We start from the raw sequence: 25644 nt of genomic DNA, 5'->3' as shown, positions 1-25644 counted from the left end.
ACGAAAAAGCGCCGCTCGTGCGGCGCTTTTTTATCGCGTGACGCTGCTGATGCCGTTCGGGCTCACGCGGGAAATACGCCGGTCGACAGGTAGCGGTCGCCGCGATCGCAGACGATGAACACGATCGTCGCGTTCTCCACCTGACGCGCGATGCGCATCGCGACTTCGCATGCGCCGCCCGACGAGATGCCGGCGAAGATGCCTTCGACAGCCGCGAGTCGGCGCGCCATCGTTTCGGACGCGGCCTGGCTCACGCTCTCGACGCGATCGACGCGGCTGCGATCGAAGATCGTCGGCATATATGCTTCCGGCCACTTGCGAATGCCCGGAATGCGCGACCCTTCTTCAGGCTGCGCGCCGACGATCTCGATCGCCGGATTCTGTTCCTTCAGAAAGCGCGACGTGCCCATGATCGTACCCGTCGTGCCCATCGCCGACACGAAATGCGTGACGCGCCCTTCGGTATCGCGCCAGATCTCCGGGCCCGTTCCTTCGTAGTGCGCGATCGGATTGTCAGGGTTCCCGAACTGATCGAGGATCACACCCTTGCCTTCGCGCTGCATCTGCTGCGCGAGATCGCGCGCCAGTTCCATCCCGCCCTTTACCGGCGTCAGGATGATTTCTGCGCCGTAAGCGGCCATGCTCTGGCGACGCTCGACCGACAGATCCTCCGGCATGATCAGCACCATCTTGTAGCCGCGGATCGCCGCTGCCATTGCGAGCGCGATGCCCGTGTTGCCGCTCGTCGCCTCGATCAGCGTATCGCCCGGCTTGATGCGACCGCGTGCCTCGGCCTTGCTGATCATCGACAGCGCCGGGCGATCCTTCACGGAACCGGCAGGATTGTTGCCTTCCAGCTTCGCGAGCAGCACGTTGTTACGTGCGCGAATCTCGTCGTCCGGCAGGCGGACCAGTTGCACGAGCGGTGTGTTGCCGATCGTGTCTTCGATAGTTTTGTAAGCCATGGAGATACCGTGAGTGCGAGGCCGATCAATCGGTTGATTGTAAACCAGCACTGCGGCTCGCGCCGGCAACCCCATTGCGGCGATGGAATAGAGGCGCGTCACGCTTCACGCGTGTGTCTTTGCACGATGCACGCAAAAAACCCGCGGCATGCCGCGGGAAGCCGTCGCAACGACGGCGGCTGAAGGAGCCTTTTGTCTCGTGTGCGTTACTTCTGCGCGGTGCGGGCAGGTGCGGCGGCAGGCTTCGGTGCGGCAGGCTTGCTCGCCGCCAGTGCCGACGCACTTGAGCCGGCCGCGCCTACGCCGGTCGCACCTATGCCGGCCGCGCCTGCGCCGGTCGCACCGATCGTCAGCCCTTCCCGCTGGAGGCGCTCGACCGTATGGCCGCCCATGCCCTTCACGCGTGATGCGAGATCTTCTGCATTCCTGAACGGCCCGTGTGCGCCGCGCTCGTCGAGAATCGCCTTTGCCCGCGCGGGACCGATGCCCTTGATGCCGACGAGTGCATCCTCGTTGGCGGAGTTGACGTCGACGGCCGCCCAGGCCGATGCGATCGCGCCGAACATCGCGGCGGCGGCAAACCACTTCCTGATCATGTGCTGGATCTCCGATGAAAACGGTCGGCGACTGCCGACCGTGAGACCCAGTCTAGCGATGCGACGCGCGGGTTTAAACCTGGCCGGATAGCCAACGCACGTAGCGATCGACGCCTTCCTGCACCGTCAGGAACGGCGCATCGTAGCCGGCAGCACGCAGTTTCGTCTGATCGGCCTGCGTGAAGCACTGGTACTTGCCGCGCAGTGCGTCCGGGAACGGCACGTATTCGATCAGCCCCTGCTCGACCTGCTGTGCGAGCGTCAGCGGCGGCAGGTTGTCGAGCGCGCGCAGCGTGTTGACGACCGTCGATGCGATGTCGTTGAACGGTTGCGCCCGGCCGGTGCCGAGGTTGAAGATGCCCGATTTCTCCGGATGATCGAAGAAGAACAGGTTCACCTTCGCGACGTCCTCGACCGACACGAAGTCGCGCGTCTGCTCGCCCGGCGCATAACCGTTGTACTCGCCGAACAGCTTGACCTTGCCTTCCGCGCGGAACTGGTTGAAGTTGTGGAACGCGACCGACGCCATGCGCCCCTTGTGCGTCTCGCGCGGCCCGTACACGTTGAAGTAACGGAACCCGGCGATCTGGCTCTTCGCGCTCGGCAGCACGCGGCGGATCACCTGGTCGAACAGGAACTTCGAGTAGCCGTAGACGTTCAGCGGCGCCTCGACCTCGCGCTCCTCGACGAAACGCGTCGAGCCGCCGTAGATCGCGGCCGACGACGCGTACAGGAACTGCGCACCCTGCGCGAGGCACGCATCGAGCACCGCGCGGCTGTAGCGGAAGTTGTTGTCCATCATGTAGCGGCCGTCGGTTTCCATCGTGTCCGAACAGGCGCCTTCATGGAACACCGCGCGCACCTTGCCGAAATCGCCGCGCGCGAAGCGCTCGACGAATTCCGTTTTGTCGAGATAGTCGTCGATCTCGCAATCGACGAGATTGCGGAACTTGTCCGCGCGCGTCAGATTGTCGACCGCGATGATGCGCGACTCGCCGCGCTCGTTGAGCGCCTTGACGATGTTCGCGCCGATAAAACCGGCCGCGCCGGTGACGATGATGGTCATGGTCGTTCTGCCTGAAAAATTGCAAGACATACGTGCGGAGCACCGCCGAATGCGCTCAGTGAAACAGTTCGTCGTAGTCCACAGTGGCCGTACCCAGCTTGCCGACCACGATGCCCGCCGCACGGTTCGCGAGCACGACGGCATCGACGAGCGGCACGCCCGCGCCGAGCATCGACGCAACCGTCGCGATCACGGTATCGCCCGCACCGGACACGTCGTACACTTCGCGCGCGAGCGCCGGCGCGTGCAGTTCGCCCGCGGCGGAAAAGAGCGTCATGCCCTCTTCCGAACGCGTGAGCAGCAACGCATCGAGATCGAGCTCCGCACGCAGCGTCGCGACACGCTCGCGCAGGTCGTCTTCCGACTGCCACTGACCGATGACCTCGCGCAACTCCGCACGGTTCGGCGTGATCAGCGACGCGCCGCGATAGCGCGCCCAGTCGTCGCCTTTCGGATCGACGAGCACCGGCTTGCCGGCCGCACGCGCCTTCTCGATCATCGTCGTCACGTGCGTCAGACCGCCTTTCGCGTAATCCGACATCAGCACGACGTCGTGCTGCGGCAGCAGCGCATCGAAACGCGCGAGCCCGGCAAGCAGCACCTCGTGGGTCGGCATCGCCTCGAAATCGACGCGCAGCAACTGTTGCTGGCGCGCGAGCACGCGCAGCTTGATCGTCGTCGGCAATGCCGCATCGCGTTCGAGATGGGATGTCACGCCGCTGCCGTCGAGCAACTCGACGATGCGCTCGCCAGGCTCGTCGCAGCCGACCACGCACAGCAGCCCGGCCTGGGCGCCGAGCGTCACCGCGTTGCGCGCGACGTTGGCCGCGCCGCCGAGCCGCTCTTCCTGGCGCTGCACGTGGACGACCGGAACCGGCGCTTCCGGAGAAATGCGCTCGACGTTGCCGAACCAGTAGCGGTCGAGCATCACGTCACCGACCACGAGCACGCGCGAGCGCGCGAGCTGCGCGCGCGGTACCGGCACCACTTCGCGAAGGGTAGTCATCGTGCGCTCATCCACGGGAAGAGGACTGGGGGGCGACATGCGGGCGCCCGATCGCATGGTAGTCGATGCCGAGTTCGGCCATCGCGTCCGGCTCGTAGAGGTTGCGCCCGTCGAAGATCACCGGCGCCTTCAGTTCGGCCTTCAGGCGCGCGAAATCCGGGCTCCTGAATTCCTTCCATTCGGTGACGATCACGAGCGCATCCGCGGCGGTCACGGCCGCGTCCTGGGAATCGACGAAGTGCAGGCGCGCAAGCGCGTCGGAACCGTCGCCCAGATCGAGCGCGAACACACGGCGTGCCTCGTCGATCGCGACCGGATCGTACGCGCGCACGATCGCGCCACGCGCGAGCAGCGCGGCGATCAGCCGACGGCTCGGCGCCTCGCGCATGTCGTCCGTGTTCGGCTTGAACGCGAGGCCCCAGACCGCGAATTCGCGACCGCTCAGGTCCGCGCCGAAGCGCTGCTCGATCTTGCCGATCAGCACGTCCTTCTGCGCGGAGTTGGCCGCTTCGACCGCCTCCAGGATGCGCAGCGGCTGACCGTTTTCGCTCGCGGTGCGAATCAACGCCTGCACGTCCTTCGGGAAGCACGAGCCGCCGTAACCGACGCCGGCGTACAGGAAGTGATAGCCGATGCGCGGATCGGAACCGATCCCGCGACGCACGGCTTCGATGTCGGCGCCCACTTTGTCGGCGAGATTCGACATTTCGTTCATGAACGAAATGCGCGTCGCGAGCATCGCGTTCGCCGCGTATTTCGCGAATTCCGCCGAACGCACGTCCATGTAGATCGTACGCTCGTGATTACGGTTGAACGGCGCGTACAGCTTCTTCATCTTCTCGCGCGCCACGGTGCCCGTCTCGTCGTCGTCAACGCCGATGATGATTCGATCCGGACGCATGAAGTCCTCGACCGCCGCACCTTCCTTCAGGAATTCCGGATTGGACACGACCGAGAAACGGTGCGCGACGCTGCCCGCGAGGCCGCGTGCGCCGAGCGCCTCGTCGACGACCGCACGCACGCGCTGCGCGGTGCCGACCGGCACGGTCGACTTGTCGACGATCACCTTGAAGCCGGTCATGTAACGGCCGATGTTGCGCGCGGCCTCGAGCACGTATTGCAGGTCGGCCGAACCGTCCTCGTCGGGCGGCGTGCCGACCGCGATGAACTGGATCTCGCCGTGCGCGACGCTCGCCTCGATGTCGGTCGAGAAGCGCAAGCGCCCTGCCGCGCGGTTGCGTGCGATGATGTCGAGCAGGCCCGGTTCGTGAATCGGCATCCCGCCGTTGTTCAGGATCTCGATCTTGCGCGGATCGACATCCAGACAGAAGACGTCGTGACCGATCTCGGCGAGACAGGAGCCCGTGACGAGACCGACATAGCCAGTGCCGATGATGGTGATTTTCATAGATGTTCCGGTACGTCCCGGTAATTGACTAACTTGGCCGCCGGGCCAGGCCCGGCGACAACCGCAGCGCGCGCTCGCCGAACGCCTGGATCAGCCCGGCATCGCCGGTTCGACGCGGCGCGGCGCATAGGTTTCCCACCCGCTGCATCCGGGGCACTGCCAGTAGAAGAGTCGTGCCCGGAAACCGCAATTCTGGCACGTATAGCGTGGCAGATTCTTGGTGCGCTGCTTGATCAGCGCACGCATCATTTCAAGTTCCTTACGGCGCGGCTCGTCGGCGGCCGCGATCTGTGCATCCAGCAGGTGCAACATGCCCGACAGGTTCGGCGACTTCTCCATCTGCGTGCGCGCGAGCGTATGGGCCGCTTCCTGGCCGCGCAAACCGGCAATGTGCTGATAGGCAATATCGAGCAAGTCGTTCGACGGATAGCGATCGACGTAGCCCATCAGCAGCTCCGCGCCCTCGACCGGCTTGCCGAGCGCGACGTACGCCTTCATCAGCTTGTCGGCGACGAGCGGCAGATACGCCGGATTCTGCGCTTCGACACGCTTCCAGTGCTCGATCGCGGCCGTGTGGTCGCCCGCCGCCTGCGCGGCATCGCCGGACAGGATCGTCGCGCGGACGTTCTGCGGGTTCGCTGCAAGCGCAAGCGTCAGCTGCTCGGCCGCGGCCGCGGCGTTCTTGCGTTGCAGCGCGTCCTGCGCGAGTTCGCAATGGAACTGCGCGATTTCGATGCCGAGCGGCTTGTCGCTCATCGATTCGATCCGCTTCGCGGTATCGATCGACTTGTTCCAGTCCTTCTCGATCTCGTAGATCGTCAGCAGCGCCCGCTGCGCGCCCAACGCGTAATCGCCATCGGCGAGCCGGTGGAAGGCTTCCTCCGCACGATCGAGCAGGCCGGCCTTCAGGAAATCCTGACCGAGCTCGTACAGCGCGTGATCGCGCTCGTTCACCGGCAGGTCAGTGCGGCTCAGCAGGTTCTGGTGCACGCGGATCGCACGGTCCGTCTCGCCGCGACGGCGAAACAGGTTGCCGAGCGCGAAGTGCAGTTCGACCGTCTCGGGGTCGAGCTTCGCGACCTCGATGAACGCGTCGATCGCCTTGTCCGGTTGTTCGTTCAACAGAAAGTTCAGGCCGCGGAAATACGATCGCGGCAGGTTGGCGCTCTCCGACAGAAGGTTCTTCAGGTCATAGCGTGACGCCGCCCAGCCGAGCGCGAACGCCACGGGAATCGCGAGCAACCACCAGAAATCCAGATCCATGCGAAATATCGAAGCAGAGACGAAAACCGCGCGAAGATCGCGCGGCGTCGGTGTTAAATGACGGGCGGCATCGGCGGCTGATCGATGACGGCCGGGGTTTCGCGCGCCGCACGCAGATCGCGTTTCAGGCGCCCGTTCTCGAGGCGCATGCGAAAGATCGCCGGCAGCGCGGACAGCAGGCCGGCCAGCAGACCCACGACGAAGAACGCGAGGCCGATCAGGATCAGCGGCGCTTGCCATGCGTATCCGGCAACGAAATTCAGCGTCGCGGTTTGCGTATTGGCCAGTGCAAGCACCAGCAGCAGCACGAACACCAATACCCGGATCAGCCAGACGATAAACTTCATGAAGCCCTCTCTTTGTTGAGGTTTGCCGTGGCGCGCGACTCCCCTTCGCGGCGCCGAATCGACCCGTATTGTAAAGGATGCGTTTGCGCGTCACTGCACATCCTGCGGATGCATCCTGTCACGCGGTTGCCGGAAATGAAAAAAGCGCCCGCAAGGGGCGCTTTTTTTTCAGCCTTCGCCGGACGGATTCCGGGCAAACCGAACGACGCTCAACGCTCGTCGTCCGGATCATCAGCTTTCAGCGGCTCGCCGGCGCGGCCGTCGACGCGTTCACGCAATTCCTTGCCGGGCTTGAAGTGAGGCACGAACTTCTCGGGCACCTGCACTTTCTCCCCCGACTTCGGGTTGCGTCCGACGCGCGCCGGGCGACGGTTGAGGCCGAAGCTGCCGAAACCCCGAATTTCGATGCGATGCCCTTTCGACAAGGCGTCGGACATCGCATCGAGCATCGTTTTCACCGCGAAATCCGCATCCTTGAGGACAAGTTGCGGAAATCGCAGTGCCAGCTGCGCGACCAACTCGGATTTGGTCATACTTCAGCAGACCTCGTGAGGCTTACTGGTTCTGGCCGTCGAGCTTCGCCTTCAGCAGCGCGCCGAGGTTGGTCGTACCGGTCGCGGCAGCGCTCGTGTCCGACTGCAGGCCGCGGATCGCTTCCTGTTGTTCAGCCGAATCCTTCGCCTTGATCGACAGGTTGATGCCACGCGACTTGCGATCGATGTTGATCACCATCGCGTTGACCTTGTCGCCTTCCTTCAGCACGTTGCGTGCGTCTTCGACGCGATCCTGCGAGATTTCCGATGCACGCAGATAGCCTTCGACGTCGCCCGTCAGCGTGATGACAGCGCCCTTCGCATCGACCGACTTCACCACGCCGTCGACGATCGAACCCTTGTCGTTCATTGCAACGTAGTTGCTGAACGGGTCGCCTTCGAGCTGCTTGATGCCGAGCGAAATACGCTCCTTCTCGACGTCGATACCGAGCACGATCGCTTCGACTTCGTCGCCCTTCTTGTACTTGCGAACGGCTTCTTCGCCAGCTTCGCTCCACGACAGGTCCGACAGGTGGACCAGGCCGTCGATGCCGCCCGGCAGACCGATGAACACGCCGAAGTCGGTGATCGACTTGATTGCGCCCGTGATCTTGTCGCCCTTCTTGAAGTTGCGGCTGAAGTCATCCCACGGGTTCGGCTTGCACTGCTTCATGCCGAGGCTGATACGACGACGGTCTTCGTCGATCTCGAGGACCATGACTTCGACTTCGTCGCCCAGCTGGACAACCTTCGACGGAGCAACGTTCTTGTTGGTCCAGTCCATTTCCGACACGTGGACGAGGCCTTCGATGCCCGATTCCACTTCGACGAATGCGCCGTAGTCGGTGATGTTCGTGACCTTGCCGAACAGGCGCGTGCCCGACGGGTAACGGCGCGAGATGCCTTCCCACGGATCGTCGCCCAGTTGCTTGATGCCCAGCGAGACGCGGTTCTTCTCTTGGTCAAACTTGAGGATCTTCGCGGTGACTTCCTGGCCAACCGACAGGACTTCGCTCGGGTGACGCACACGACGCCATGCGATGTCGGTGATGTGCAGCAGGCCGTCGATGCCGCCGAGGTCGACGAACGCACCGTAGTCGGTGATGTTCTTGACCACGCCGTTGACGATCGCGCCTTCCTTCAGCGTCTCGAGCAGCTTCGCGCGCTCTTCGCCTTGCGTTGCCTCGATCACTGCACGACGCGACAGCACGACGTTATTACGCTTGCGATCGAGCTTGATCACGCGGAACTCGAGCGTCTTGCCTTCGTACGGGGTCGTGTCCTTGACCGGACGCGTGTCGACCAGCGAACCCGGCAGGAACGCGCGGATGCCGTTGACCATCACGGTCATGCCGCCCTTCACCTTGCCGGTGATCGTGCCGGTGACGAGTTCGTTGTTGTCGAGGGCCTTTTCCAGCGACAGCCACGATGCGAGGCGCTTCGCCTTGTCGCGCGACAGGATCGTGTCGCCGTAGCCGTTTTCGAGTGCGTCGATCGCGACGGACACGAAATCGCCCGACTGCACCTCAACCTCGCCCTGATCGTTCAGGAATTCCTCGATCGGAATGTAAGCCTCGGACTTCAGGCCTGCATTGACGACCACGAAGTTGTGGTCGACGCGCACGACTTCGGCGGAAATCACTTCGCCGGCGCGCATGTCTTGGCGGGTCAGCGACTCTTCGAACAGAGCCGCAAAGGATTCGGTATTCGGGGTGGAGGTTTGCAGGTCGGACATAAAAATCTGATTGTGCATGGATCGCTGTGCCACGCCGGCCGGAATGGCAGGCTGAAAGGGCCAGATCGAAACCATACGGGGTTAAGGGTTCGAAACACGCTCCGCACTCCTCGCGCGAAGCACCTACTGTTGCCCGCCTTCTCAGGCGGGCTGACCGAGCGCCCGGTACCACTGCAGCACCTGGTCGACTGCTTCATCGACCGAAAGCGCCGACGTGTCGAGCAGCTTGGCATCTGCCGCAGGCTTCAGCGGCGCGGCCGCGCGATTGCTGTCGCGCGCGTCACGTTCACGAAGATCCCGGAGCAAGTCATCTATATTAGCAGAAAAACCTTTTTGCATCAATTGCTTATGCCGTCTGGCCGCGCGCGCCTCGGCGCTGGCCGTCAGGAACACCTTCAGCACGGCGTCCGGGAAGATCACGGTGCCCATGTCGCGGCCGTCCGCGACGAGGCCGGGCGTCTTGCGGAACGCGCGCTGACGTGCGACGAGCGCGCTACGCACCGGCCCGTGCACCGCGATCGCCGACGCACGGTTGCCGACCGCTTCGGCGCGGATGTCGTTCGACACGTCAACGCCGTCGAGTTGCGCGCACCCCTCGCGGAACGTGATGTGAAGATCGTCGATCAGCTTCACGAGTGCGTCGATGTCCTCGGCCGCAATGCCGTAGCGCACGCTCGCGAGCGCCGCGAGACGGTACAGCGCACCGCTGTCGAGCAGGTGGAAGCCGAGATGCGCGGCGACAAGCGCCGCCACGGTCCCCTTGCCGGAGGCAGTCGGACCGTCGATCGTGATGACGGGGGTCGGGTGAAAGGGTCGGGTGGATTTCATCGGAACTGTCGGGTCAGGCTTTGGCGAGCGCGGCGAAGCGGTCGAAATAGTCGGGGAACGTCTTGCCGACGCACTTCGGATCGTTGATCCGCACGGGCACGCCGCCCAGGCTGACGAGCGAGAAGCACATCGCCATCCGGTGATCGTCGTACGTGTCGATCGCCGCGTTCGGCGTGAGCCGTTGCGGCGGCGTGACGACCAGGTAGTCGGGGCCTTCCTCGACGGTCGCGCCGACCTTGCGCAGTTCGGTCGCCATCGCGGCGATGCGGTCGGTTTCCTTCACGCGCCAGCTCGCGATGTTGCGCAGCGTGCTCGTGCCGCTCGCGAACAGCGCCGCGACCGCGATCGTCATCGCCGCGTCGGGAATCAGGTTGAAGTCCATGTCGATCGGCTCGAGCTTGCCGTGGTCATGGCCGATGCCGCGCACCTCGATCCAGTCGTCGCCCATCGAAACGTTCGCGCCCATCTGCATCAGCGCGTTCGCGAAGCCGACGTCGCCCTGGATGCTCGCGCGCCCCACGCCCTCGACGCGCAGCGGGCCGCCGCCGAGCGCACCGGCCGCGAGGAAGTACGAGGCCGACGACGCATCGCCCTCGACCATGATGCGCCCCGGCGAGCGGTAGCGAACCCCGGCCGGCACGACGAAGCGCTGCCAGCCGTCGCGCTCGACGGTCACGCCGAAGCGCGCCATCAGCCGGATCGTGATGTCGATGTATGGCTTCGAGATCAGTTCGCCGTCGACTTCGACGACGATCCTGCCGTCCTTCGCCTTCACGAGCGGCAGCGTCATCAGCAGCGCGGTGAGGAACTGGCTCGACACGTCGCCGCGCACGCGGATCGGCGCATCGACCGCGATCGCCGCGGGCTTGATCCGCAGCGGCGGAAAGCCTTCGTTCTGCTCGTAGTCGATCTGCGCGCCGATCTGCCGCAGGCCGTCGACGAGGTCGCCGATCGGCCGCTCGTGCATGCGCGGCACGCCGTGCACGCGATAGTCGCCGCCGTTGACCGCGAGCGCCGCCGTCAACGGTCGCACCGCGGTGCCTGCATTGCCGAGGAACAGATCGGCGGTCTTCGCGGTGAACGCGCCGCGCGTGCCGGTGACGACACAGGTGTCGCCCTCGCGCGCGAGCTTCACACCGAGCTTGCCAAGCGCGTCGAGCATCACGCGCGTGTCGTCGGAATCCAGCAGGTTGGTGATCGTCGTATCGCCTTCGGCAAGCGCCGCGAGCAGCAGCACGCGGTTCGAGATGCTTTTCGAACCGGGCAGGCGCACGGTGCCCGATGCGCTGGAATACGGACCGAGATCGAGGTAGTCCATGGGAATCGTCCTGTTTCCTGTTATTTCTTGACCGGTTCGGCAGCGGGCTGCGCGCCACGTTCCTGCCATGCCTTGCGTGCGGCGCGCGAGCGCGTGAACACAACTTCGAGCGCCGCGCCATCGCCGGCGTCTATCGCCGCACGCAGCCGGGCGAGCACGCGCGTGTAGCCGTCGAGCTCATCGAGCAGCGCCGCACGATTCGCGATACATACGTCGCGCCACATTTCCGGGCTCGATGCTGCAATTCGCGTGAAGTCGCGGAAGCCGCCCGCCGCGTACGAGAATTTCAGTTCGGCGTCCGCCTCGCCGAGAATCTGCTCGACGAGCGCGAACGACAGCACGTGCGGCAGATGACTGATCGACGCGAACACGCGATCGTGCTGCGCCGTGCTCATCGTGCGCACGTCGGCGCCGGTCGCCCGCCACATCGCTTCGATCCGCGCGACCGATTCCGGCGCGTTCTCCGGCAGCGGACACAGCACGACGTTGCGCCCGACGTACAGATCCGGCAGCGCAGCTTCGACGCCGCTCGATTCGCGCCCGGCGATCGGATGGCCCGGAACGAATTGCGCGATCCGCGCGCCGAGCGCATCGCGTGCGGCCGCGACGACGTCCGACTTGGTGCTGCCGGCGTCCGTGACGAGCGCCGTTGCGTCGAGCCACGGCGCAATGCGTGCGAGCAACGGGCCCGTTTGCGCGACGGGGGCGGCCAGCAGCACGAGATCGGCGCCGGCGAGCGCATCGCGCAGTTGCGCATCGTCATCGAGCGCCACCGCACCATCGATCACGCCCAGCGCGAGCGCGCGCTCGACCGATGCACGCGAACGACCGACGCCGACGACTTCGCCCGCACCACCCGGTGCGCGCTCGCGCAGCGCGCGCGCCAGCGATCCGCCGATCAGGCCGACGCCGAAGATCACAAGTTTGTTGAATGCAAAGCCTGACACGACTAGAGCCAAGTGACGCACGCGGAACGTCGCCCCGCGCACGGAAATCCAGATTCCGGGCAACGGGCCCGATCCGGCGCGATGTGCACCGGATACCGCCCGAACCCGCCTTGGGCAGCGCCGCCAGGCCTGCCCTGCACGCTGCCCGCGCCGCCCCTTCGCTGCCGGCGACCGGCCGTTACGCGTTAGCGCGCGCGCGGATACGAACCGAGTATCTTCAGGAACGCGGCCTTCTGGCCGAGCTCCGCGAGCGCGGCTGCCACGGCTGGTTCGTCCCGGTGCCCTTCGATGTCGATGTAGAAGTAATACTCCCACGTGCCGACCCGCGCCGGGCGCGACTCGAAGCGCGTCATTGACACGCCGTGCCGCGCGAGCGGTTCGAGCAGCTTGAACACCGCGCCCGGCTCGTTCTTCACCGACACGATCAGCGACGTCTGGTCGTGACCGCTCTGCCCGGCCGCCTGCTTGCCGACGATCACGAAGCGCGTGCGGTTATGCGGGTCGTCCTGGATTAGCGAGAACGCGATCTGCAGGCCGTAGTGCGCAGCCGCGCGGTCGCCGGCGATCGCCGCGACACTCGGATCCGCCGCCGCGAGACGCGCGGCCTCCGCATTGCTCGCCACCGCCTGCCGCTCCAGGTGCGGCGCGTTCGCAGCAAGCCACTGCTGGCATTGCGCGAGCGCCTGCGCATGCGCGCAGACGCGCGTCACACCGTCGAGCGTGCCGCTCTGCGTGAGCAGGTTGTGATGGATCGGCAGTGCGAGTTCGCCGCTGATCAGTAACTGCGTCTGCAGCAACAGGTCGAGCGTGCGCGATACCGCGCCTTCGGTCGAGTTCTCGACCGGTGCGATGCCGAATGCGGACGCGCCGGCCTCGACCGAGCGGAACACCTCGTCGATCGACGGACACGGCAGGCCTTCGATCGACTGGCCGAAATACTCGAACATTGCCTGTTCGCTGTACGTGCCGACCGGCCCGAGGAACGCGACGTGGATCGTCTGTTCGAGCGCGCGGCTCGCGGCCATGATCTCGCGCCAGATGGCGCTGATGTGCTCGCTCGCAAGCGGCCCCGCGCTCATGTCCTGCAGGCGCGCGATCACCTGCAGCTCGCGCTCCGGCCGGAACACCGGCGCGTTGAAATGCTTCTTGACCTCGCCCACCTCGAGCGCCACCGCGGCGCGCTGGTTGAGGAGCGCGATCAGCTGCGCGTCGATCGCGTCGATGCGGTCGCGCAGCGGTTTCAGGCGGGAATTCAGTTCGTCGTCCATGCGTAGTTGCCGTGCTGTTTGAACAGCGCCGCGCTCAGGCGCCGCGCTGTTCGAAGTCCTTCATGTACTCGACGAGCGCTTTCACGCCCTCGAGCGGCACCGCGTTGTAGATCGACGCCCGCATGCCGCCGACGGACTTGTGGCCCTTCAGCTGCAGCAGCCCGCGCGCCTTTGCGCCGGCAAGGAAGTCTTCATTGCGCGTTTCGTCGGCCAGGAAAAAGGGCACGTTCATACGCGAACGCGCCGCCGGCTCGACCTTGTTCAGATAGAAGCTGCTCGCATCGATCGTGTCGTAGAGCAGCTTCGCCTTCTCGACATTGCGCGCCTCGATCGCCTCGAGGCCGCCCTGCCGCTTCAGCCACTGGAACACGAGCCCTGCGATGTAGATCGCATAGGTGGGCGGCGTGTTGTACAGCGAATTGTTCGCGGCGACGGTTTTCCATTCGAATGCGGACGGGCAGATCGACAGCGCACGATCAAGCAGATCCTCGCGAACGATCACGACCGTCACGCCGGCCATCCCGATGTTCTTCTGCGCGCCGCCGAACAGCACGCCGTACTTCGCGACGTCCATCGGACGCGACAGGATGTGCGACGACACGTCGGCGACGAGCGGCACGTCGCCGAGGTCGGGAATTTCGAACGTCTCGACGCCGTCGATCGTCTCGTTCGTGCACAGATGCACGTAAGCCGGATCGTCCGACAGCTGCCATTCGGCACGGGCGGGCGCGCGCGTGAAACCGTCGGCCGTCTTGCCGGATGCGGCCAGATGCGGGGTGCCGTATTTCTTCGCTTCGTTGAACGACTTCTGCGACCACGAGCCCGTCACGACGAAATCGGCGGTCTTGCGCGAACCGAGCAGGTTCATCGGCACGATCGCGTTCTCGGCGATGCCGCCCCCCTGCAGGAACAGGATCCGATGGCTGGCCGGCACATCGAGCAGTTCGCGCAGGTCGGCAAGCGCTGCCTCGTGGATCGACATGAACTCCTTGCCGCGATGGCTCATCTCCATCACGCTCATGCCGCTGCCGTGCCAGTCGAGCATTTCGTCGGCGGCCTGCCGCAGCACTTCCTCGGGCAGCGCCGCAGGACCGGCGGAGAAATTAAAGACGCGCATCGTGAAAACCTCGGGAGGGACGCGACCGGCTTGCCGCCGGCAGAAAGAACCGCGCCAGAAAAGGAATGGCCGCTTGCGCTCGCGCGCAAACGGCCATTATCGCACTGTCATCAGGCTCCCGCCAAACCCGGCCGAACGGCCGGGCGGCGTGCCCGGACGGCTTACTTGCCCGGCTTGACTGCCGCGACTTCCTTGTCAGCCTGCGCGCGCGTTGCCTGGATCGCTTGCGGCATGTACTTCTGCATCAGACCGTTGACCACGTCGCGGCCGACCTGATCCTGGACCTGGATGAACTTGCGGCCCGTCGGGCTCTTGTAGAACGTCGTCAGATCCTTGATCTCCGACGTGCTGTAGTACTTCGCGTATGCGTCGTACTGAGCCGACATCGCGTCGCTCTGGAACTGCTGCGTGCCGAACACCTTGCCCGCGCCGTCAACCAGCTTCGGCACCGCGTTCTTCTGCAGCGTCGGCACGGCGGCTTGCTTTTGCTTGTCGTTCAGCGTCTTGTTTTCCGACAGCGCGTCCGACAGGATCGCCGGCACGAGCTGCTTTGCCTGCATCTCGGCGCTGTTGCCGATTGCCGACACGAGCTTCGGCGCGTCGATCGCGTCGAGCAGATCCTTGATCGCAGCCTTCTTGTCGGCGTCGATCGGCGCAGCTGCTGCCGTTGCGGCCGGTGCGGAATTCGACAGCGCTTGCGCCATCGCGAACGTCGGCACCAGTGCAGCCAGCAGAACCAGTTGCTTGAATTGCTTTTGCATCATCACTCCCTCTTGGAAATATGAATGGTTGCTCGCCGACCGCGGCGCGTTACGCCCGCGGCGGCTCGAGTCTCATCCGTTCTCAGGCTTCGCCGTCCGACGCCTCGTCGGCCTCGCCGTCGCCCTCCTCCGCTTCTGCGATCTGCTGCAGGCCGGAGAGCTTCGTACCCTCATCGAGACTGATGAGTGTAACACCTTGCGTGGCGCGTCCCATCTCGCGAATCTCGGACACGCGCGTACGAATCAATACGCCGGCAGTCGTGATCAGCATGATCTGATCCTCGGCGTCGACGAGCGTCGCCGCGACGACCTTGCCGTTGCGCTCCGACGTCTGGATCGCGATCATCCCCTTCGTGCCGCGGCCGTGACGCGTGTACTCGGTGATCGGCGTGCGCTTGCCGTAGCCGTTCTCGGTCGCGGTGAGCACGGTCTGCTCCTCGCTGCCCGCAACCAGCAGCGCGATGACCTGCTGCCCGTCCTCGAGCTGCATGCCGCGCACGCCGCGCGCTTCCCGGCCCATCGGGCGCACGTCGTTCTCGTCGAAGCGCACGGCCTTGCCGGCGTCGGAGAAGAGCATCACGTCGTGCGCGCCGTCGGTGATCGATGCGCCGATCAGATAGTCGCCTTCGTCGAGACCGACCGCGATGATGCCCTTCTTCATCGGACGGCTGAATGCCTCGAGCGGCGTCTTCTTCACGGTACCGAGCGATGTCGCCATGAACACGAACTTGTCGGCCGAGAATTCCTTGACCGGCAGCACGACGTTGATCTTCTCGCCGTCCTGCAACGGGAACATGTTGACGATCGGGCGGCCGCGCGAGTTGCGCGAGCCCTGCGGCACTTCATAAACCTTGACCCAGTACACGCGGCCGCGGTTCGAGAAGCACAGAATGTAATCGTGCGTGTTCGCGATGAACAGCGTCTCGATCCAGTCGTCTTCCTTCATCTGCGTCGCCTGCTTGCCGCGGCCGCCGCGCTTCTGCGCGCGATACTCGGACAGCGGCTGCGACTTCACGTAGCCCGCGTGCGACATCGTGACGACCATGTCCTGCGGCGTGATCAGGTCTTCGGTATTCAGCTCGGTCGCGTTCAGCTCGATCTTCGAGCGGCGTGCGTCGCCGAATTCGGCCTTCACCGTCGTCAGCTCCTCGCCGATCATCGTCGTGATCCGCTCGGGGCGCGCGAGGATGTCCAGCAAGTCGGCGATCTGCGCCATCACTTCGCGGTACTCGCCGATGATCTTGTCCTGCTCGAGACCGGTCAGGCGCTGCAGACGCATCTGCAGGATTTCCTGCGCCTGCGTGTCGGACAGACGGTACAGCCCGTCGACCTGCATCCCGAACGCCGGGTTCAGACCTTCCGGACGGTACGCGGAGCGGCCGCCCGCCGACGCGTTCTCCGTCTCGGCGCGCGTCAGCATCTCGCGCACGAGCGACGAATCCCACGGCTTGGCCATCAGTTCCTGCTTCGCGATCGGCGGCGTCGGCGCTGCCTTGATGATCGCGATGAACTCGTCGATGTTCGCGAGCGCGACCGCGAGACCTTCGAGCACGTGGCCGCGTTCGCGGGCCTTGCGCAGTTCGTAGATCGTGCGGCGCGTCAGCACTTCGCGTCGATGCGACAGGAAGCACTGCAGGATTTCCTTCAGGTTCAGCAGCTTCGGCTGGCCGTCGACCAGCGCGACCATGTTCATGCCGAACGTGTCCTGCAGCTGCGTCGCCTTGTACAGGTTGTTCAGCACCACTTCGGGCACTTCGCCGCGCTTGAGCTCGATCACGACGCGCATGCCGCTCTTGTCGGACTCGTCGCGGATGTCGGAGATGCCCTCGAGCTTCTTCTCGTTGACCAGTTCGGCGATGCGCTCGAGCAGCGAGCGCTTGTTCACCTGGTACGGCAGTTCGTCGACGATGATCGCCATCCGCTGGCCGCGGTCGATTTCCTCGAAGTGCGTGGCCGCGCGCATCACGACGCGGCCGCGCCCGGTGCGATAGCCGTCGCGCACGCCGGCGACACCGTAGATGATGCCGGCCGTCGGGAAGTCCGGCGCCGGGATGATCTCGATCAACTCGTCGATCGTCGCTTCCGGGTTGTTCAGCAGGTGCTGGCACGCGTCGACGACTTCGTTCAGGTTGTGCGGCGGGATGTTGGTCGCCATGCCGACCGCGATGCCCGACGAGCCGTTGATCAGCAGGTTCGGGATGCGCGACGGCAGGACCGACGGCTGCGTTTCGTTGCCGTCGTAGTTCGGCTCGAAGTCGACCGTTTCCTTGTCGATGTCGGCGAGCAGTTCATGACCGATCTTCGCCATGCGAATTTCGGTGTAACGCATCGCCGCGGCATTGTCGCCGTCGATCGAGCCGAAGTTGCCCTGTCCGTCGATCAGCATGTAGCGCAGCGAGAAGTCCTGCGCCATCCGCACGATCGTGTCGTACACCGCGGTATCGCCGTGAGGGTGATACTTACCGATCACGTCACCGACGATACGCGCCGATTTCTTGTACGCGCGGTTCCAGTCGTTGTTCAGTTCGTGCATCGCGAACAGTACGCGCCGGTGCACGGGCTTCAGGCCATCGCGGACATCCGGAAGGGCACGTCCGACGATCACGCTCATCGCGTAATCGAGATACGAACGGCGCATTTCCTCCTCTAGGGAGGTGGGCAGGGTCTCTTTGGCGAATTGATCCATGTATCCGTATCGTTTCGGAGCGAAGACGGCGAACGCCTTTCGCGTGGGCGCTGCATGCGCAACGCAACGCGAGATTCTAACATGCGCCCATCGGCCGCCAATTCGCCGCCCCTCTATATGTAAACAGCAAAAATCGCGGCCCATGGAAAAGGCGCGCCGGAGCGGTCCGGGTCGCACCCCTCGAGCGTTCGGCGGTGGCGACTGGATCCTTGACACGCCCGCGCGTAAACCCTTGCGGGCTTTCATGCAATTTCGCGGGCACGCTCTTGACAATCCCTAAAAGTTACGGCAGGCGGGTGTTGCGCATGCACCACAAAGTTGAAGCGATCTTGGGGTGGGGAGGATTTTTTTTCGTAGGAAGGGAACGATATGGCAAAATGCCAACGCACTGAAAGTTAGACGCTGCTCGAAGTCTACACAGAGCGGTGCCGCGTTTTTTGTGCCGCACCAATGTTATACTTCGAGCAATGTATGACTTGTCACCGTCAACAGGCTCGCAGTAAACCTGCGGTAATCTCAATTTCGAGAGGAGAAATATGAATAAACTTTCAAAGCTCGCGTTCATTGCAGCTACCGCAGTTATGGCTGCATCCGCTTCGGCACAGTCGGTGCCGGCGTCGCGTCAAGCCGTCAACGACAACTGGGTGAACGGCACGGGCGAATGGGTGTGGATGAACGGCACGAACGAGCTCTGCTGGCGTGACGCGTTCTGGACGCCGGCCACCGCCAACGCGAAGTGCGATGGCGCACTGGTCGCCCAGGCACCGGCACCGGCACCGGTCGCACCGGTTGCTCCGGCCATCACCAGCCAGAAGATCACGTACCAAGCCGACGCACTGTTCGACTTCGACAAGGCAACGCTCAAGCCGCTGGGCAAGCAGAAGCTGGACGAACTGGCTTCGAAGATCCAGGGCATGAACACGGAAGTGGTCGTTGCAACGGGCTACACGGACCGCATCGGTTCGGACAAGTACAACGACCGCCTGTCGCTGCGCCGTGCGCAAGCCGTCAAGTCGTACCTGGTCAGCAAGGGTGTCCCGGCCAACAAGATCTACACGGAAGGCAAGGGCAAGCGCAACCCGGTCACGACCGGCTGCAACCAGAAGAACCGCAAGCAACTGATCGCCTGCCTCGCACCGGATCGCCGCGTGGAAGTGGAAGTGGTCGGTACGCAAGAAGTCCAGAAGACGACCGTTCCGGCGCAGTAAGCCGCGGTTTTCGACTGCTCAAAGCCCCGCTCCGGCGGGGCTTTTTCTTTGACGCCCGCCCAGGCGCTCGCTGGCCTCGTCGTGCGCCCGCTTATATACTCGGGGCTTGATGTACCAACGCACCGCCCTCCTTCCGTAGCCCGTTTGCCGACATGACCAACGCCGATCCGCACGAACTCCAGAAATTCAGCGACCTCGCCCATCGGTGGTGGGATCCGAATGCCGAATTCAAGCCCTTGCACGACCTGAACCCGGTCCGGCTCGGCTGGATCGATTCGCATGCGCATCTCGCCGGCAAGCGCGCACTCGATATCGGTTGCGGCGGCGGCATCCTGTCCGAATCGATGGCCGGCCTCGGTGCCCAGGTGAAGGGCATCGACCTGTCGACCGAAGCGCTCGGCGTCGCCGACCTGCACAGTCTCGAAAGCGGCATCACCGTGGATTACGAGGCGATCGCCGCCGAAGCGATCGCCGAACGCGAGCCGGGCACTTACGACGTCGTCACCTGCATGGAGATGCTCGAGCACGTGCCGTCGCCGGCCGGCGTCGTCGCCGCATGCGCAACGCTCGTGAAGCCGGGCGGCTGGGTGTTCTTCTCCACGCTGAACCGCAACCTGAAGTCCTACCTGTTCGCGGTGATCGGCGCCGAGTACATCGCGCAGATGCTGCCGAAGGGCACCCACGACTACGCGCGCTTCATCCGCCCGTCGGAACTGGCGAGCTTCGTGCGCGCGACCGATCTGCACATCGTGGAGATCAAGGGCATCACCTATCATCCGATCGGCAAGCGCTTCGCGCTGTCGAACGATACCGACATCAATTATCTCGTCGCGTGCCGCCGCGGCGCGTGACCCTCCGACTCGCATGACGATTACCCTTTCGAACGGGCGGCCTGCAGTTGACGCGCCGCGCCTGCTGCACTGCGACGCCGTGCTGTTCGACCTCGACGGCACGCTCGCCGACACCGCGCCCGATCTCGCGGCTGCCGTTCACAAGATGCAGCGCGTGCGCGGCCTGCCCGAAACGCCGCTCGACGTGCTGCGACCGCTGGCATCGGCCGGTGCGCGCGGCCTGCTCGGCGGCGCATTCGGCATCGACCCGCAATCGCCGGGCTATGAAGCGATGCGCGACGAATTCCTGGCGAATTACGCGACCGACATCTGCGTGCATACGATTCTGTTCCCCGGGATCGACGATGTGCTCGACGAACTCGATGCACGGGGCGTGCGCTGGGGCATCGTCACGAACAAGGCGATGCGCCTCACCGCGCCGCTCGCCGACCTGCTCGGCCTCACGGCGCGCGCGGCGTGCATCGTCGGGGGCGACACAACGCCGCACTCGAAGCCGCATCCGGCCCCGCTGTTGCATGCGGCGGAACAAATGACGCTCGCGCCGGAGCGCATCGTCTACGTCGGCGACGATCTTCGCGACATCCAGGCCGGTAGCGCGGCGGGGATGGCGACGGTCGCGGCCGCGTACGGCTACTGCGGCGACGGCGTCGCGCCGGCCGACTGGCAGGCGCAGCATCTCGTCGGCACGACGCAGGAACTGCGCGAACTGCTGCGCGATGTTGGGCTATAATGATCGATCTTATCCGCGGGGGCGACCTGGTTTCGACAGGGGTTGTGAAGCGGCTAGGGCATGTCGAGGACCCGTCACCTCGTTAATCAATGGGAAAATCGTAACTGCAAACGACGATACGTTCGCACTGGCAGCCTAAGGGCCGCCGTCCTCTGCCTAGTTCACTGACGGGCTAGTGTCGCAAGACCGGTAGCAATACCGCCAGAGGTCATTTACGTCAGTTAAGCCCTGTCGGCGTCGCGACGCCAGGGTCGAAAACCTAGCGAATCGCCGTAGCGCAGCGTGTTCGTCCGCGTCGCTGCGGTTAAATCAAATGACTGAACTAAACATGTAGAACTAGTCGTGGAGCGCTTCTGGACGCGGGTTCGATTCCCGCCGCCTCCACCAAATTCCGCGCTTAGACGCACGAACCCCGCACGACGCGAGTCTGCGGGGTTTTTTGTTGCACAGGAAGCCGAACGTCCCGCGCCTTCCGAAAAAGCGCCCGGCCCTGAACGGGCCGGACGGAATGCCGCCGGTATTCGAGCGGCAGGAGGTATCGGATGGCCGGCGTCGCCCGCACGGCGCTCAAACGCGGCGGGCGGCCTCGTGTCGGGCCTCGCGACGCGTCATTGCGCCCGCAACACGCGTCACCGGGCGATACGTTGCTCAGCTGCCGCGATACAGCGACTTCATTTCTTCTTCACTGGCCGGGCGCACGCCGATCGCGCGCGAACCCGATGCCGACGCGCCCTGCCCTTGCGCGCCGTAACCGCTGGCGTCGGTGCGCTGCGCCTGGGCGAGCGCGCTGCGCTGTTGCTCCGCGACACGCGCCGTGGCGGCCTGGATCGCTTCCGGATAGTGCGGATCTTCGCCGCGGGCGGTGTTGTAACCGGCCTGCTGGAGCTGAACCAGTTCGGCGCGAACCTGCGCGCGGGTGAGTGCCGAGCCGGACTGCGCGAAGGACACGACCGGGGCGACGAGAGCGGCAGCAACGACAACGGCTTGAACGAGCGACTTCATGATGACCTACCTCCAGATTTGTCTGATTTCGCGGTGAACACCCGTTCATCGCTGACAAACCGAAGTTTATGTAGGCGCGTGCTTAAGAATAAGGCAGGTTTCAGGAAGGCATCCTTCCTGAAACAAGGGTTAACCCTAGCATGGTGTATGCACCCCGCTCCGGCACTGCGCGCTCGCACCACGCGATGCACAGCCACAAAGCATGAGCCCCGCAGGGCAGCTCGCCCTGCGGGGCTCGAAACGAACCGCGCGGCATCGGCGCGGCCCGGACAAACGATCGCGGCCGCGACAACGCGGCGCGTCAGCGCTCGCTCATTGAGTGTCCATCGGGCACTTCAGATTGCAGCCGTTCGGGTCCCCCATGTCGCCCTTGCGGCGCAATGCCGACTTCTTGCCGCTCTGGTATTTCTGCGACGGCGCCGACGCCGCGAACGGCATCTGCGGATGCTCGTTCAGGCGGAACTGCTCGCTCAGGATCCCGCCGGGCACGCCGGGTGAATTCTGCGCGAGCGCCAACGGCGAAACGGCGACGAGAAGCCCTGCGGCCAACGCTGCCGCGGCGAAGGGAACGGAAAGTTTCATGGCGGGATGACGCCTGAACGGCGTGCTTGTTGGAACGTTGATCAAACGGCAAGCGTAGCGCAAATCCCTCACTGCTGCAGCGCGGTTCGCACGCGCCCTCGTTACCGTGCGTTGCCGTCCGGCATGCCGTGCGCGGCGGTGCCGGCGAATCCTTCCGCGACGCTGGCGAGCGTCCCGCACGCGGCCGGATCGTAGCCGTCGAGATGCGCGACGCGCTCGACGAAGCGCGCATCGCGCAGCAACGCGAGCACGCCGGCCAGCGGTCGCGAGTCGAGCTGCGCGCGTTCGCACGCAAAGTAATAGTCTTCGTCGACGACGGGGATGAAGTCGAGCCCGAAGTGATGGGCGGCCGGCTCGACGCCGAAGCCGAGATCCGCCATCCCGCTTGCGACGAACGCGGCGATCGCCGAGTGCGTGAGTTCGGCCGACGCATAACCGTCGATACGCTCGGGATCGATGCCGATCGCGCGCAATGCAAGATCGAGCAGCATTCGCGTGCCCGAGCCCGGCTGCCGGTTGACGAAGCGGATGTCGTGGCGGGCGAGATCGGCGAGCCCGCCGACCTGCTTCGGGTTGCCGCGCGGCACGAACAAGCCCTGCTGGCGACGCGTCAGGTGAATCAGCACGTGGCGCGTGTCGTCGAGCCACGGTCGATAGATCTGCGCGCACTGTTCGCGGAACGCGCCGCGAGGTAGATGAAAACCGGCCAGTTCGCATTCGCCGCGCGCGAGTGCCTGCACGGCTTCGACGCTCCCGCGATACCTGATGTCGACGGCTGACTGCGCATCGACGAGCGCGGACACCAGCGTCGCGACCGCGTAGCCGTGCGATGCATGGATGCGCACGGCACCGTCGCGCTGTGCGAGCCGCCGGTTCAGGTCGCTCGCCACCTCGGCTGCCAGCGCGCGGAGATTCCCGTCAAGACGGCTGCGCGCGAGCCGCTGCGCGTCGACGACGGCCTGCCCAAGCTCCGACAACGTCGATCCCTTGCCGCGCGCGGTCTCGATCAATTCGCCGCCGATGCACGCCTCCAGCGCCCGCAGCATGCCCCACGCGTGCCGATACGACAGACCCTTCGCCTGCGCGGCCTGCGCGATGCTGCCCGTGTCCGCCACGAGCTCCAGCAACGGTGCGACGTCGGACAGGCTCGCCGTCCGACCCTCCGTGTCGCGCACGGTCAGATACGCGTCGCATTCGATTCGAACCAATTATGTACTCCGATTTCCTATTGCGACTGCGAAATCTTCCGCTTATCGTTGCTCAAAATCAATCAGGACGAAGTCCCGATGTGCACTATATGAATCAGAAGCACATATGAGGCTTTGGAGGAGCATAACCGATGTCCCCGAATTCCCCCGCGCCCGACGCGCTCGTCGAGCGCCACGCGCGTGCCGGCCGCTCGCTCGTCGCGATTCTCCACGCGATCCAGGACGATGCAGGCTACGTGCCGGCAGGCTGCGTCGCACCGCTCGCGAAGGCGTTGAATCTGTCGCGCGCGGAAGTGCACGGCGTGCTCACCTACTATCACCACTTCCGTACCACGCCGCCCGCGCGCGTGACGATCCAGATGTGCCGCGCCGAGGCGTGCCGCAGCATGGGCTGCGAAGCGCTGGCCGAGCATGCGCAAGCGCGCACGGGTTGCCGGTTCGACGCGGCGCACGGCGATGGCGCCGACACGCATGCGCCGGCCGACGTCGCGCTCGAATCGGTCTACTGCCTCGGGCTGTGCGCGCAATCGCCGTCGATGACGATCAACGGCGTGCTGCACGCAAAGGTCACGCCGGAAAAGTTCGACCGCCTGCTGGCCGACGCGACCGCCCACGCCCCGGAGGCCGCATGACGACCCGCATCTACGTTCCGCGCGATTCTTCCGCGCTGGCGCTCGGCGCCGACGCCCTGGCCGCCGCGATCGTGGCCGAGGCCGAGCGGCGCGGCGTCGCGATCGAACTGATCCGCAACGGCTCGCGCGGGCTGCTCTGGCTGGAGCCGCTCGTCGAGGTCGGCACGGCCGCCGGGCGCGTCGGCTATGCGAACCTGTCGGCCGCGGACGTGCCCGCCCTGTTCGACGCGAACTGGCTCGACGGCGGCGCGCATCCGAGCGGCATCGGACTCGTCGACGCCCTGCCCTATCTCGCGCGCCAGCAGCGCCTCACGTTCGCGCGCATCGGCCTGACCGATCCGCTGTCGATCGACGATTACCTGAAGCATGACGGCCTCGCCGGGCTGAAGAACGCGCTGTCGCTCGACGGCGGCGCCGCATGCGAATTGCTGATCGAATCGGGGCTGCGCGGCCGCGGCGGCGCGGCCTTCCCGGCCGGCATCAAGTGGCGCACGGTCCGGCAGGCCAGCGCGACGCAGAAGTACATCGTCTGCAACGCGGACGAAGGCGATTCGGGTACGTTCTCCGATCGCCTGATCATGGAAAGCGATCCGTACTGCCTGATCGAAGGAATGATCATCGCGGGCATCGCGACGGGCGCGACGCTCGGCTACATCTACGTGCGCAGCGAGTACCCGCACGCGATCGCGGCACTCGAAACCGCGATCGCGCGCGCCCGTGAAGCCGGCTGGCTCGGCGAACACGTGCTCGGCTCCGCGCACGCATTCGACCTGCACGTCGCGAAGGGGGCCGGCTCATACGTGTGCGGCGAGGAAACGGCGCTGCTCGAATCGCTCGAGGGCAAGCGCGGGGTCGTGCGCGCGAAGCCGCCGCTGCCCGCGCTCGCCGGTTTGTTCGGCCAGCCGACCGTGATCAACAACGTGATCACGCTCGCGACCGCGCCGGTGATCTTCGCGCGCGGCGCCGCGTTCTATCGCGACTACGGGATGGGCCGCTCGCGCGGCACGCTGCCGTTCCAGCTCGCGGGCAACATCCGCCATGGCGGCCTCGTCGAGCTCGCGTTCGGCGTCACGCTGCGCGAGCTGCTGTTCGACTACGGCGGCGGCACGGCGAGCGGCCGGCCGGCGCGCGCGGCGCAGGTCGGCGGCCCGCTCGGCACCTATTTGCCCGAACACCAGTGGGACGTGCCGCTCGACTACGAGGCATACACGGCGATCGGCGCGGTCGTCGGTCACGGCGGCATCGTGCTGCACGACGACACGTCGAATCTCGCCGAGCTCGCCGAATATGCAATGAAGTTCTGCGCGATCGAATCGTGCGGCAAGTGCACGCCGTGCCGAATCGGCTCGACGCGCGGCGTCGAGACGATCGCGCGCATTCGCCAGGGCGATACGTCGGAACGACAGGTCACGCTGCTGCGCGATCTGTGCGACACGATGCTCGCCGGCTCGCTGTGCGCGATGGGCGGGATGACGCCGTACCCGGTGCTGTCCGCGCTCGACCATTTCCCCGAAGATTTCGGGCTCGCCGCCGGCAAGCAAGCCGCGTCGGGTCCGGTCAAGGCCGCGGCCTGACCCAGAAGGAGCC

The 25644-nt window shown here is 65.2% G+C and carries 24 protein-coding genes and 1 other RNA gene; 6 read left to right on the top strand and 19 right to left on the bottom strand.

Annotation, left to right across the window (positions count from 1 at the left end; translation table 11 throughout):
• Positions 1-62 precede the first annotated feature (62 nt).
• The 16 genes from cysM to gyrA all read right to left on the bottom strand — a co-directional run bounded on the left by cysM (position 63) and on the right by gyrA (position 17844).
• Positions 63-965, bottom strand: a complete 903-nt coding sequence (gene cysM / locus WS51_RS15540; RefSeq protein ID WP_069229416.1) for a cysteine synthase CysM — start codon at positions 963-965, stop codon at positions 63-65.
• 206 nt (positions 966-1171) lie between these two features.
• Positions 1172-1561, bottom strand: a complete 390-nt coding sequence (locus tag WS51_RS15535; RefSeq protein ID WP_059847625.1) for a ComEA family DNA-binding protein — start codon at positions 1559-1561, stop codon at positions 1172-1174.
• Positions 1562-1634: 73 nt separating this feature from the next.
• Positions 1635-2627: an ADP-glyceromanno-heptose 6-epimerase gene (gene rfaD / locus WS51_RS15530; RefSeq protein WP_059507155.1), complete on the bottom strand. Its 993-nt coding sequence runs from the start codon at positions 2625-2627 to the stop codon at positions 1635-1637.
• Between the two features lie 55 nt (positions 2628-2682).
• The gene (rfaE1, locus tag WS51_RS15525) at positions 2683-3633 is read right to left on the bottom strand and encodes a D-glycero-beta-D-manno-heptose-7-phosphate kinase (RefSeq protein WP_155623680.1); all 951 of its coding nucleotides are present in this window, start codon (positions 3631-3633) and stop codon (positions 2683-2685) included.
• Positions 3634-3640: 7 nt separating this feature from the next.
• Positions 3641-5041, bottom strand: coding sequence for a UDP-glucose dehydrogenase family protein (locus tag WS51_RS15520; protein WP_059772174.1), 1401 nt, complete (start codon positions 5039-5041; stop codon positions 3641-3643).
• A 90-nt stretch (positions 5042-5131) separates the two neighbouring features.
• The gene (lapB, locus tag WS51_RS15515) at positions 5132-6304 is read right to left on the bottom strand and encodes a lipopolysaccharide assembly protein LapB (protein ID WP_059543722.1); all 1173 of its coding nucleotides are present in this window, start codon (positions 6302-6304) and stop codon (positions 5132-5134) included.
• Positions 6305-6357: 53 nt separating this feature from the next.
• Positions 6358-6651 carry a lipopolysaccharide assembly protein LapA domain-containing protein gene (locus tag WS51_RS15510; protein WP_059448226.1) on the bottom strand — a complete coding sequence of 98 codons (294 nt, stop codon included), beginning with the start codon at positions 6649-6651 and terminating at the stop codon, positions 6358-6360.
• Between the two features lie 209 nt (positions 6652-6860).
• On the bottom strand, positions 6861-7184 hold the full coding sequence (locus WS51_RS15505; RefSeq protein ID WP_006750752.1) for an integration host factor subunit beta: 324 nt from the start codon (positions 7182-7184) through the stop codon (positions 6861-6863).
• A gap of 22 nt (positions 7185-7206) precedes the next feature.
• Positions 7207-8919: a 30S ribosomal protein S1 gene (rpsA, locus tag WS51_RS15500; RefSeq protein WP_059448246.1), complete on the bottom strand. Its 1713-nt coding sequence runs from the start codon at positions 8917-8919 to the stop codon at positions 7207-7209.
• Between the two features lie 141 nt (positions 8920-9060).
• Positions 9061-9747, bottom strand: a complete 687-nt coding sequence (gene cmk / locus WS51_RS15495; protein WP_059507151.1) for a (d)CMP kinase — start codon at positions 9745-9747, stop codon at positions 9061-9063.
• A 13-nt stretch (positions 9748-9760) separates the two neighbouring features.
• Positions 9761-11065 carry a 3-phosphoshikimate 1-carboxyvinyltransferase gene (aroA, locus tag WS51_RS15490; RefSeq protein WP_059507150.1) on the bottom strand — a complete coding sequence of 435 codons (1305 nt, stop codon included), beginning with the start codon at positions 11063-11065 and terminating at the stop codon, positions 9761-9763.
• Between the two features lie 20 nt (positions 11066-11085).
• Entirely contained in the window at positions 11086-12012 is a 927-nt protein-coding gene (locus WS51_RS15485) for a prephenate dehydrogenase/arogenate dehydrogenase family protein (protein ID WP_069229415.1), read from the bottom strand.
• 185 nt (positions 12013-12197) lie between these two features.
• The gene (pheA, locus tag WS51_RS15480; RefSeq protein ID WP_059448222.1) at positions 12198-13280 is read right to left on the bottom strand and encodes a prephenate dehydratase; all 1083 of its coding nucleotides are present in this window, start codon (positions 13278-13280) and stop codon (positions 12198-12200) included.
• Between the two features lie 34 nt (positions 13281-13314).
• Complete coding sequence (gene serC, locus WS51_RS15475) at positions 13315-14397, bottom strand: 3-phosphoserine/phosphohydroxythreonine transaminase (protein ID WP_059448221.1); 1083 nt, start codon at positions 14395-14397, stop codon at positions 13315-13317.
• Between the two features lie 161 nt (positions 14398-14558).
• Positions 14559-15158 carry a DUF2059 domain-containing protein gene (locus WS51_RS15470; RefSeq protein WP_059448245.1) on the bottom strand — a complete coding sequence of 200 codons (600 nt, stop codon included), beginning with the start codon at positions 15156-15158 and terminating at the stop codon, positions 14559-14561.
• 82 nt (positions 15159-15240) lie between these two features.
• Complete coding sequence (gene gyrA, locus WS51_RS15465; RefSeq protein ID WP_069229414.1) at positions 15241-17844, bottom strand: DNA gyrase subunit A; 2604 nt, start codon at positions 17842-17844, stop codon at positions 15241-15243.
• Between the two features lie 536 nt (positions 17845-18380).
• Here gyrA and ompA point away from each other — a divergent pair.
• From ompA to ssrA, 4 genes are all read left to right on the top strand, one after another.
• Entirely contained in the window at positions 18381-19052 is a 672-nt protein-coding gene (ompA, locus tag WS51_RS15460) for an outer membrane protein OmpA (protein WP_044844842.1), read from the top strand.
• A gap of 152 nt (positions 19053-19204) precedes the next feature.
• The gene (gene ubiG / locus WS51_RS15455; protein ID WP_059448219.1) at positions 19205-19903 is read left to right on the top strand and encodes a bifunctional 2-polyprenyl-6-hydroxyphenol methylase/3-demethylubiquinol 3-O-methyltransferase UbiG; all 699 of its coding nucleotides are present in this window, start codon (positions 19205-19207) and stop codon (positions 19901-19903) included.
• A gap of 13 nt (positions 19904-19916) precedes the next feature.
• Complete coding sequence (gene gph / locus WS51_RS15450) at positions 19917-20633, top strand: phosphoglycolate phosphatase (RefSeq protein ID WP_069229413.1); 717 nt, start codon at positions 19917-19919, stop codon at positions 20631-20633.
• 17 nt (positions 20634-20650) lie between these two features.
• Positions 20651-21020, top strand: a transfer-messenger RNA (tmRNA) gene (ssrA, locus tag WS51_RS15445).
• Between the two features lie 261 nt (positions 21021-21281).
• Here the strand turns inward: ssrA and WS51_RS15440 are convergent.
• From WS51_RS15440 to WS51_RS15430, 3 genes are all read right to left on the bottom strand, one after another.
• Positions 21282-21635 (bottom strand): DUF4148 domain-containing protein, encoded by a 354-nt coding sequence (locus tag WS51_RS15440; RefSeq protein WP_059507146.1) that lies wholly within the window; start codon positions 21633-21635, stop codon positions 21282-21284.
• Between the two features lie 312 nt (positions 21636-21947).
• Positions 21948-22217, bottom strand: coding sequence for a hypothetical protein (locus WS51_RS15435; RefSeq protein WP_059507145.1), 270 nt, complete (start codon positions 22215-22217; stop codon positions 21948-21950).
• 101 nt (positions 22218-22318) lie between these two features.
• Positions 22319-23425, bottom strand: a complete 1107-nt coding sequence (locus WS51_RS15430; protein WP_059800388.1) for a substrate-binding domain-containing protein — start codon at positions 23423-23425, stop codon at positions 22319-22321.
• Positions 23426-23556: 131 nt separating this feature from the next.
• Between WS51_RS15430 and WS51_RS15425 the strand changes: the two genes are divergently transcribed.
• On the top strand, positions 23557-24057 hold the full coding sequence (locus WS51_RS15425) for an NAD(P)H-dependent oxidoreductase subunit E (protein WP_059543709.1): 501 nt from the start codon (positions 23557-23559) through the stop codon (positions 24055-24057).
• Positions 24054-25631, top strand: a complete 1578-nt coding sequence (locus WS51_RS15420) for a formate dehydrogenase beta subunit (protein ID WP_060346052.1) — start codon at positions 24054-24056, stop codon at positions 25629-25631. The genes WS51_RS15425 and WS51_RS15420 overlap by 4 nt, the downstream gene beginning before the upstream one ends.
• The last annotated feature ends 13 nt before the right edge of the window (positions 25632-25644 follow it).

Source organism: Burkholderia territorii (assembly GCF_001718335.1).
GTDB classification, from domain to species: domain Bacteria; phylum Pseudomonadota; class Gammaproteobacteria; order Burkholderiales; family Burkholderiaceae; genus Burkholderia; species Burkholderia territorii.
This window is presented reverse-complemented; position numbering and strand designations above follow the sequence as displayed.

Bases quoted from the DNA above. Each gene is read 5' to 3' on its own strand.
- cysM (WP_069229416.1), bottom strand. From the start codon at position 965: ATGGCTTACAAAACTATCGAAGACACGATCGGCAACACACCGCTCGTG.
- WS51_RS15535 (WP_059847625.1), bottom strand. From the start codon at position 1,561: ATGATCAGGAAGTGGTTTGCCGCCGCCGCGATGTTCGGCGCGATCGCA.
- rfaD (WP_059507155.1), bottom strand. From the start codon at position 2,627: ATGACCATCATCGTCACCGGCGCGGCCGGTTTTATCGGCGCGAACATC.
- rfaE1 (WP_155623680.1), bottom strand. From the start codon at position 3,633: ATGACTACCCTTCGCGAAGTGGTGCCGGTACCGCGCGCGCAGCTCGCG.
- WS51_RS15520 (WP_059772174.1), bottom strand. From the start codon at position 5,041: ATGAAAATCACCATCATCGGCACTGGCTATGTCGGTCTCGTCACGGGC.
- lapB (WP_059543722.1), bottom strand. From the start codon at position 6,304: ATGGATCTGGATTTCTGGTGGTTGCTCGCGATTCCCGTGGCGTTCGCG.
- WS51_RS15510 (WP_059448226.1), bottom strand. From the start codon at position 6,651: ATGAAGTTTATCGTCTGGCTGATCCGGGTATTGGTGTTCGTGCTGCTG.
- WS51_RS15505 (WP_006750752.1), bottom strand. From the start codon at position 7,184: ATGACCAAATCCGAGTTGGTCGCGCAGCTGGCACTGCGATTTCCGCAA.
- rpsA (WP_059448246.1), bottom strand. From the start codon at position 8,919: ATGTCCGACCTGCAAACCTCCACCCCGAATACCGAATCCTTTGCGGCT.
- cmk (WP_059507151.1), bottom strand. From the start codon at position 9,747: ATGAAATCCACCCGACCCTTTCACCCGACCCCCGTCATCACGATCGAC.
- aroA (WP_059507150.1), bottom strand. From the start codon at position 11,065: ATGGACTACCTCGATCTCGGTCCGTATTCCAGCGCATCGGGCACCGTG.
- pheA (WP_059448222.1), bottom strand. From the start codon at position 13,280: ATGGACGACGAACTGAATTCCCGCCTGAAACCGCTGCGCGACCGCATC.
- serC (WP_059448221.1), bottom strand. From the start codon at position 14,397: ATGCGCGTCTTTAATTTCTCCGCCGGTCCTGCGGCGCTGCCCGAGGAA.
- WS51_RS15470 (WP_059448245.1), bottom strand. From the start codon at position 15,158: ATGCAAAAGCAATTCAAGCAACTGGTTCTGCTGGCTGCACTGGTGCCG.
- gyrA (WP_069229414.1), bottom strand. From the start codon at position 17,844: ATGGATCAATTCGCCAAAGAGACCCTGCCCACCTCCCTAGAGGAGGAA.
- ompA (WP_044844842.1), top strand. From the start codon at position 18,381: ATGAATAAACTTTCAAAGCTCGCGTTCATTGCAGCTACCGCAGTTATG.
- ubiG (WP_059448219.1), top strand. From the start codon at position 19,205: ATGACCAACGCCGATCCGCACGAACTCCAGAAATTCAGCGACCTCGCC.
- gph (WP_069229413.1), top strand. From the start codon at position 19,917: ATGACGATTACCCTTTCGAACGGGCGGCCTGCAGTTGACGCGCCGCGC.
- WS51_RS15440 (WP_059507146.1), bottom strand. From the start codon at position 21,635: ATGAAGTCGCTCGTTCAAGCCGTTGTCGTTGCTGCCGCTCTCGTCGCC.
- WS51_RS15435 (WP_059507145.1), bottom strand. From the start codon at position 22,217: ATGAAACTTTCCGTTCCCTTCGCCGCGGCAGCGTTGGCCGCAGGGCTT.
- WS51_RS15425 (WP_059543709.1), top strand. From the start codon at position 23,557: ATGTCCCCGAATTCCCCCGCGCCCGACGCGCTCGTCGAGCGCCACGCG.
- WS51_RS15420 (WP_060346052.1), top strand. From the start codon at position 24,054: ATGACGACCCGCATCTACGTTCCGCGCGATTCTTCCGCGCTGGCGCTC.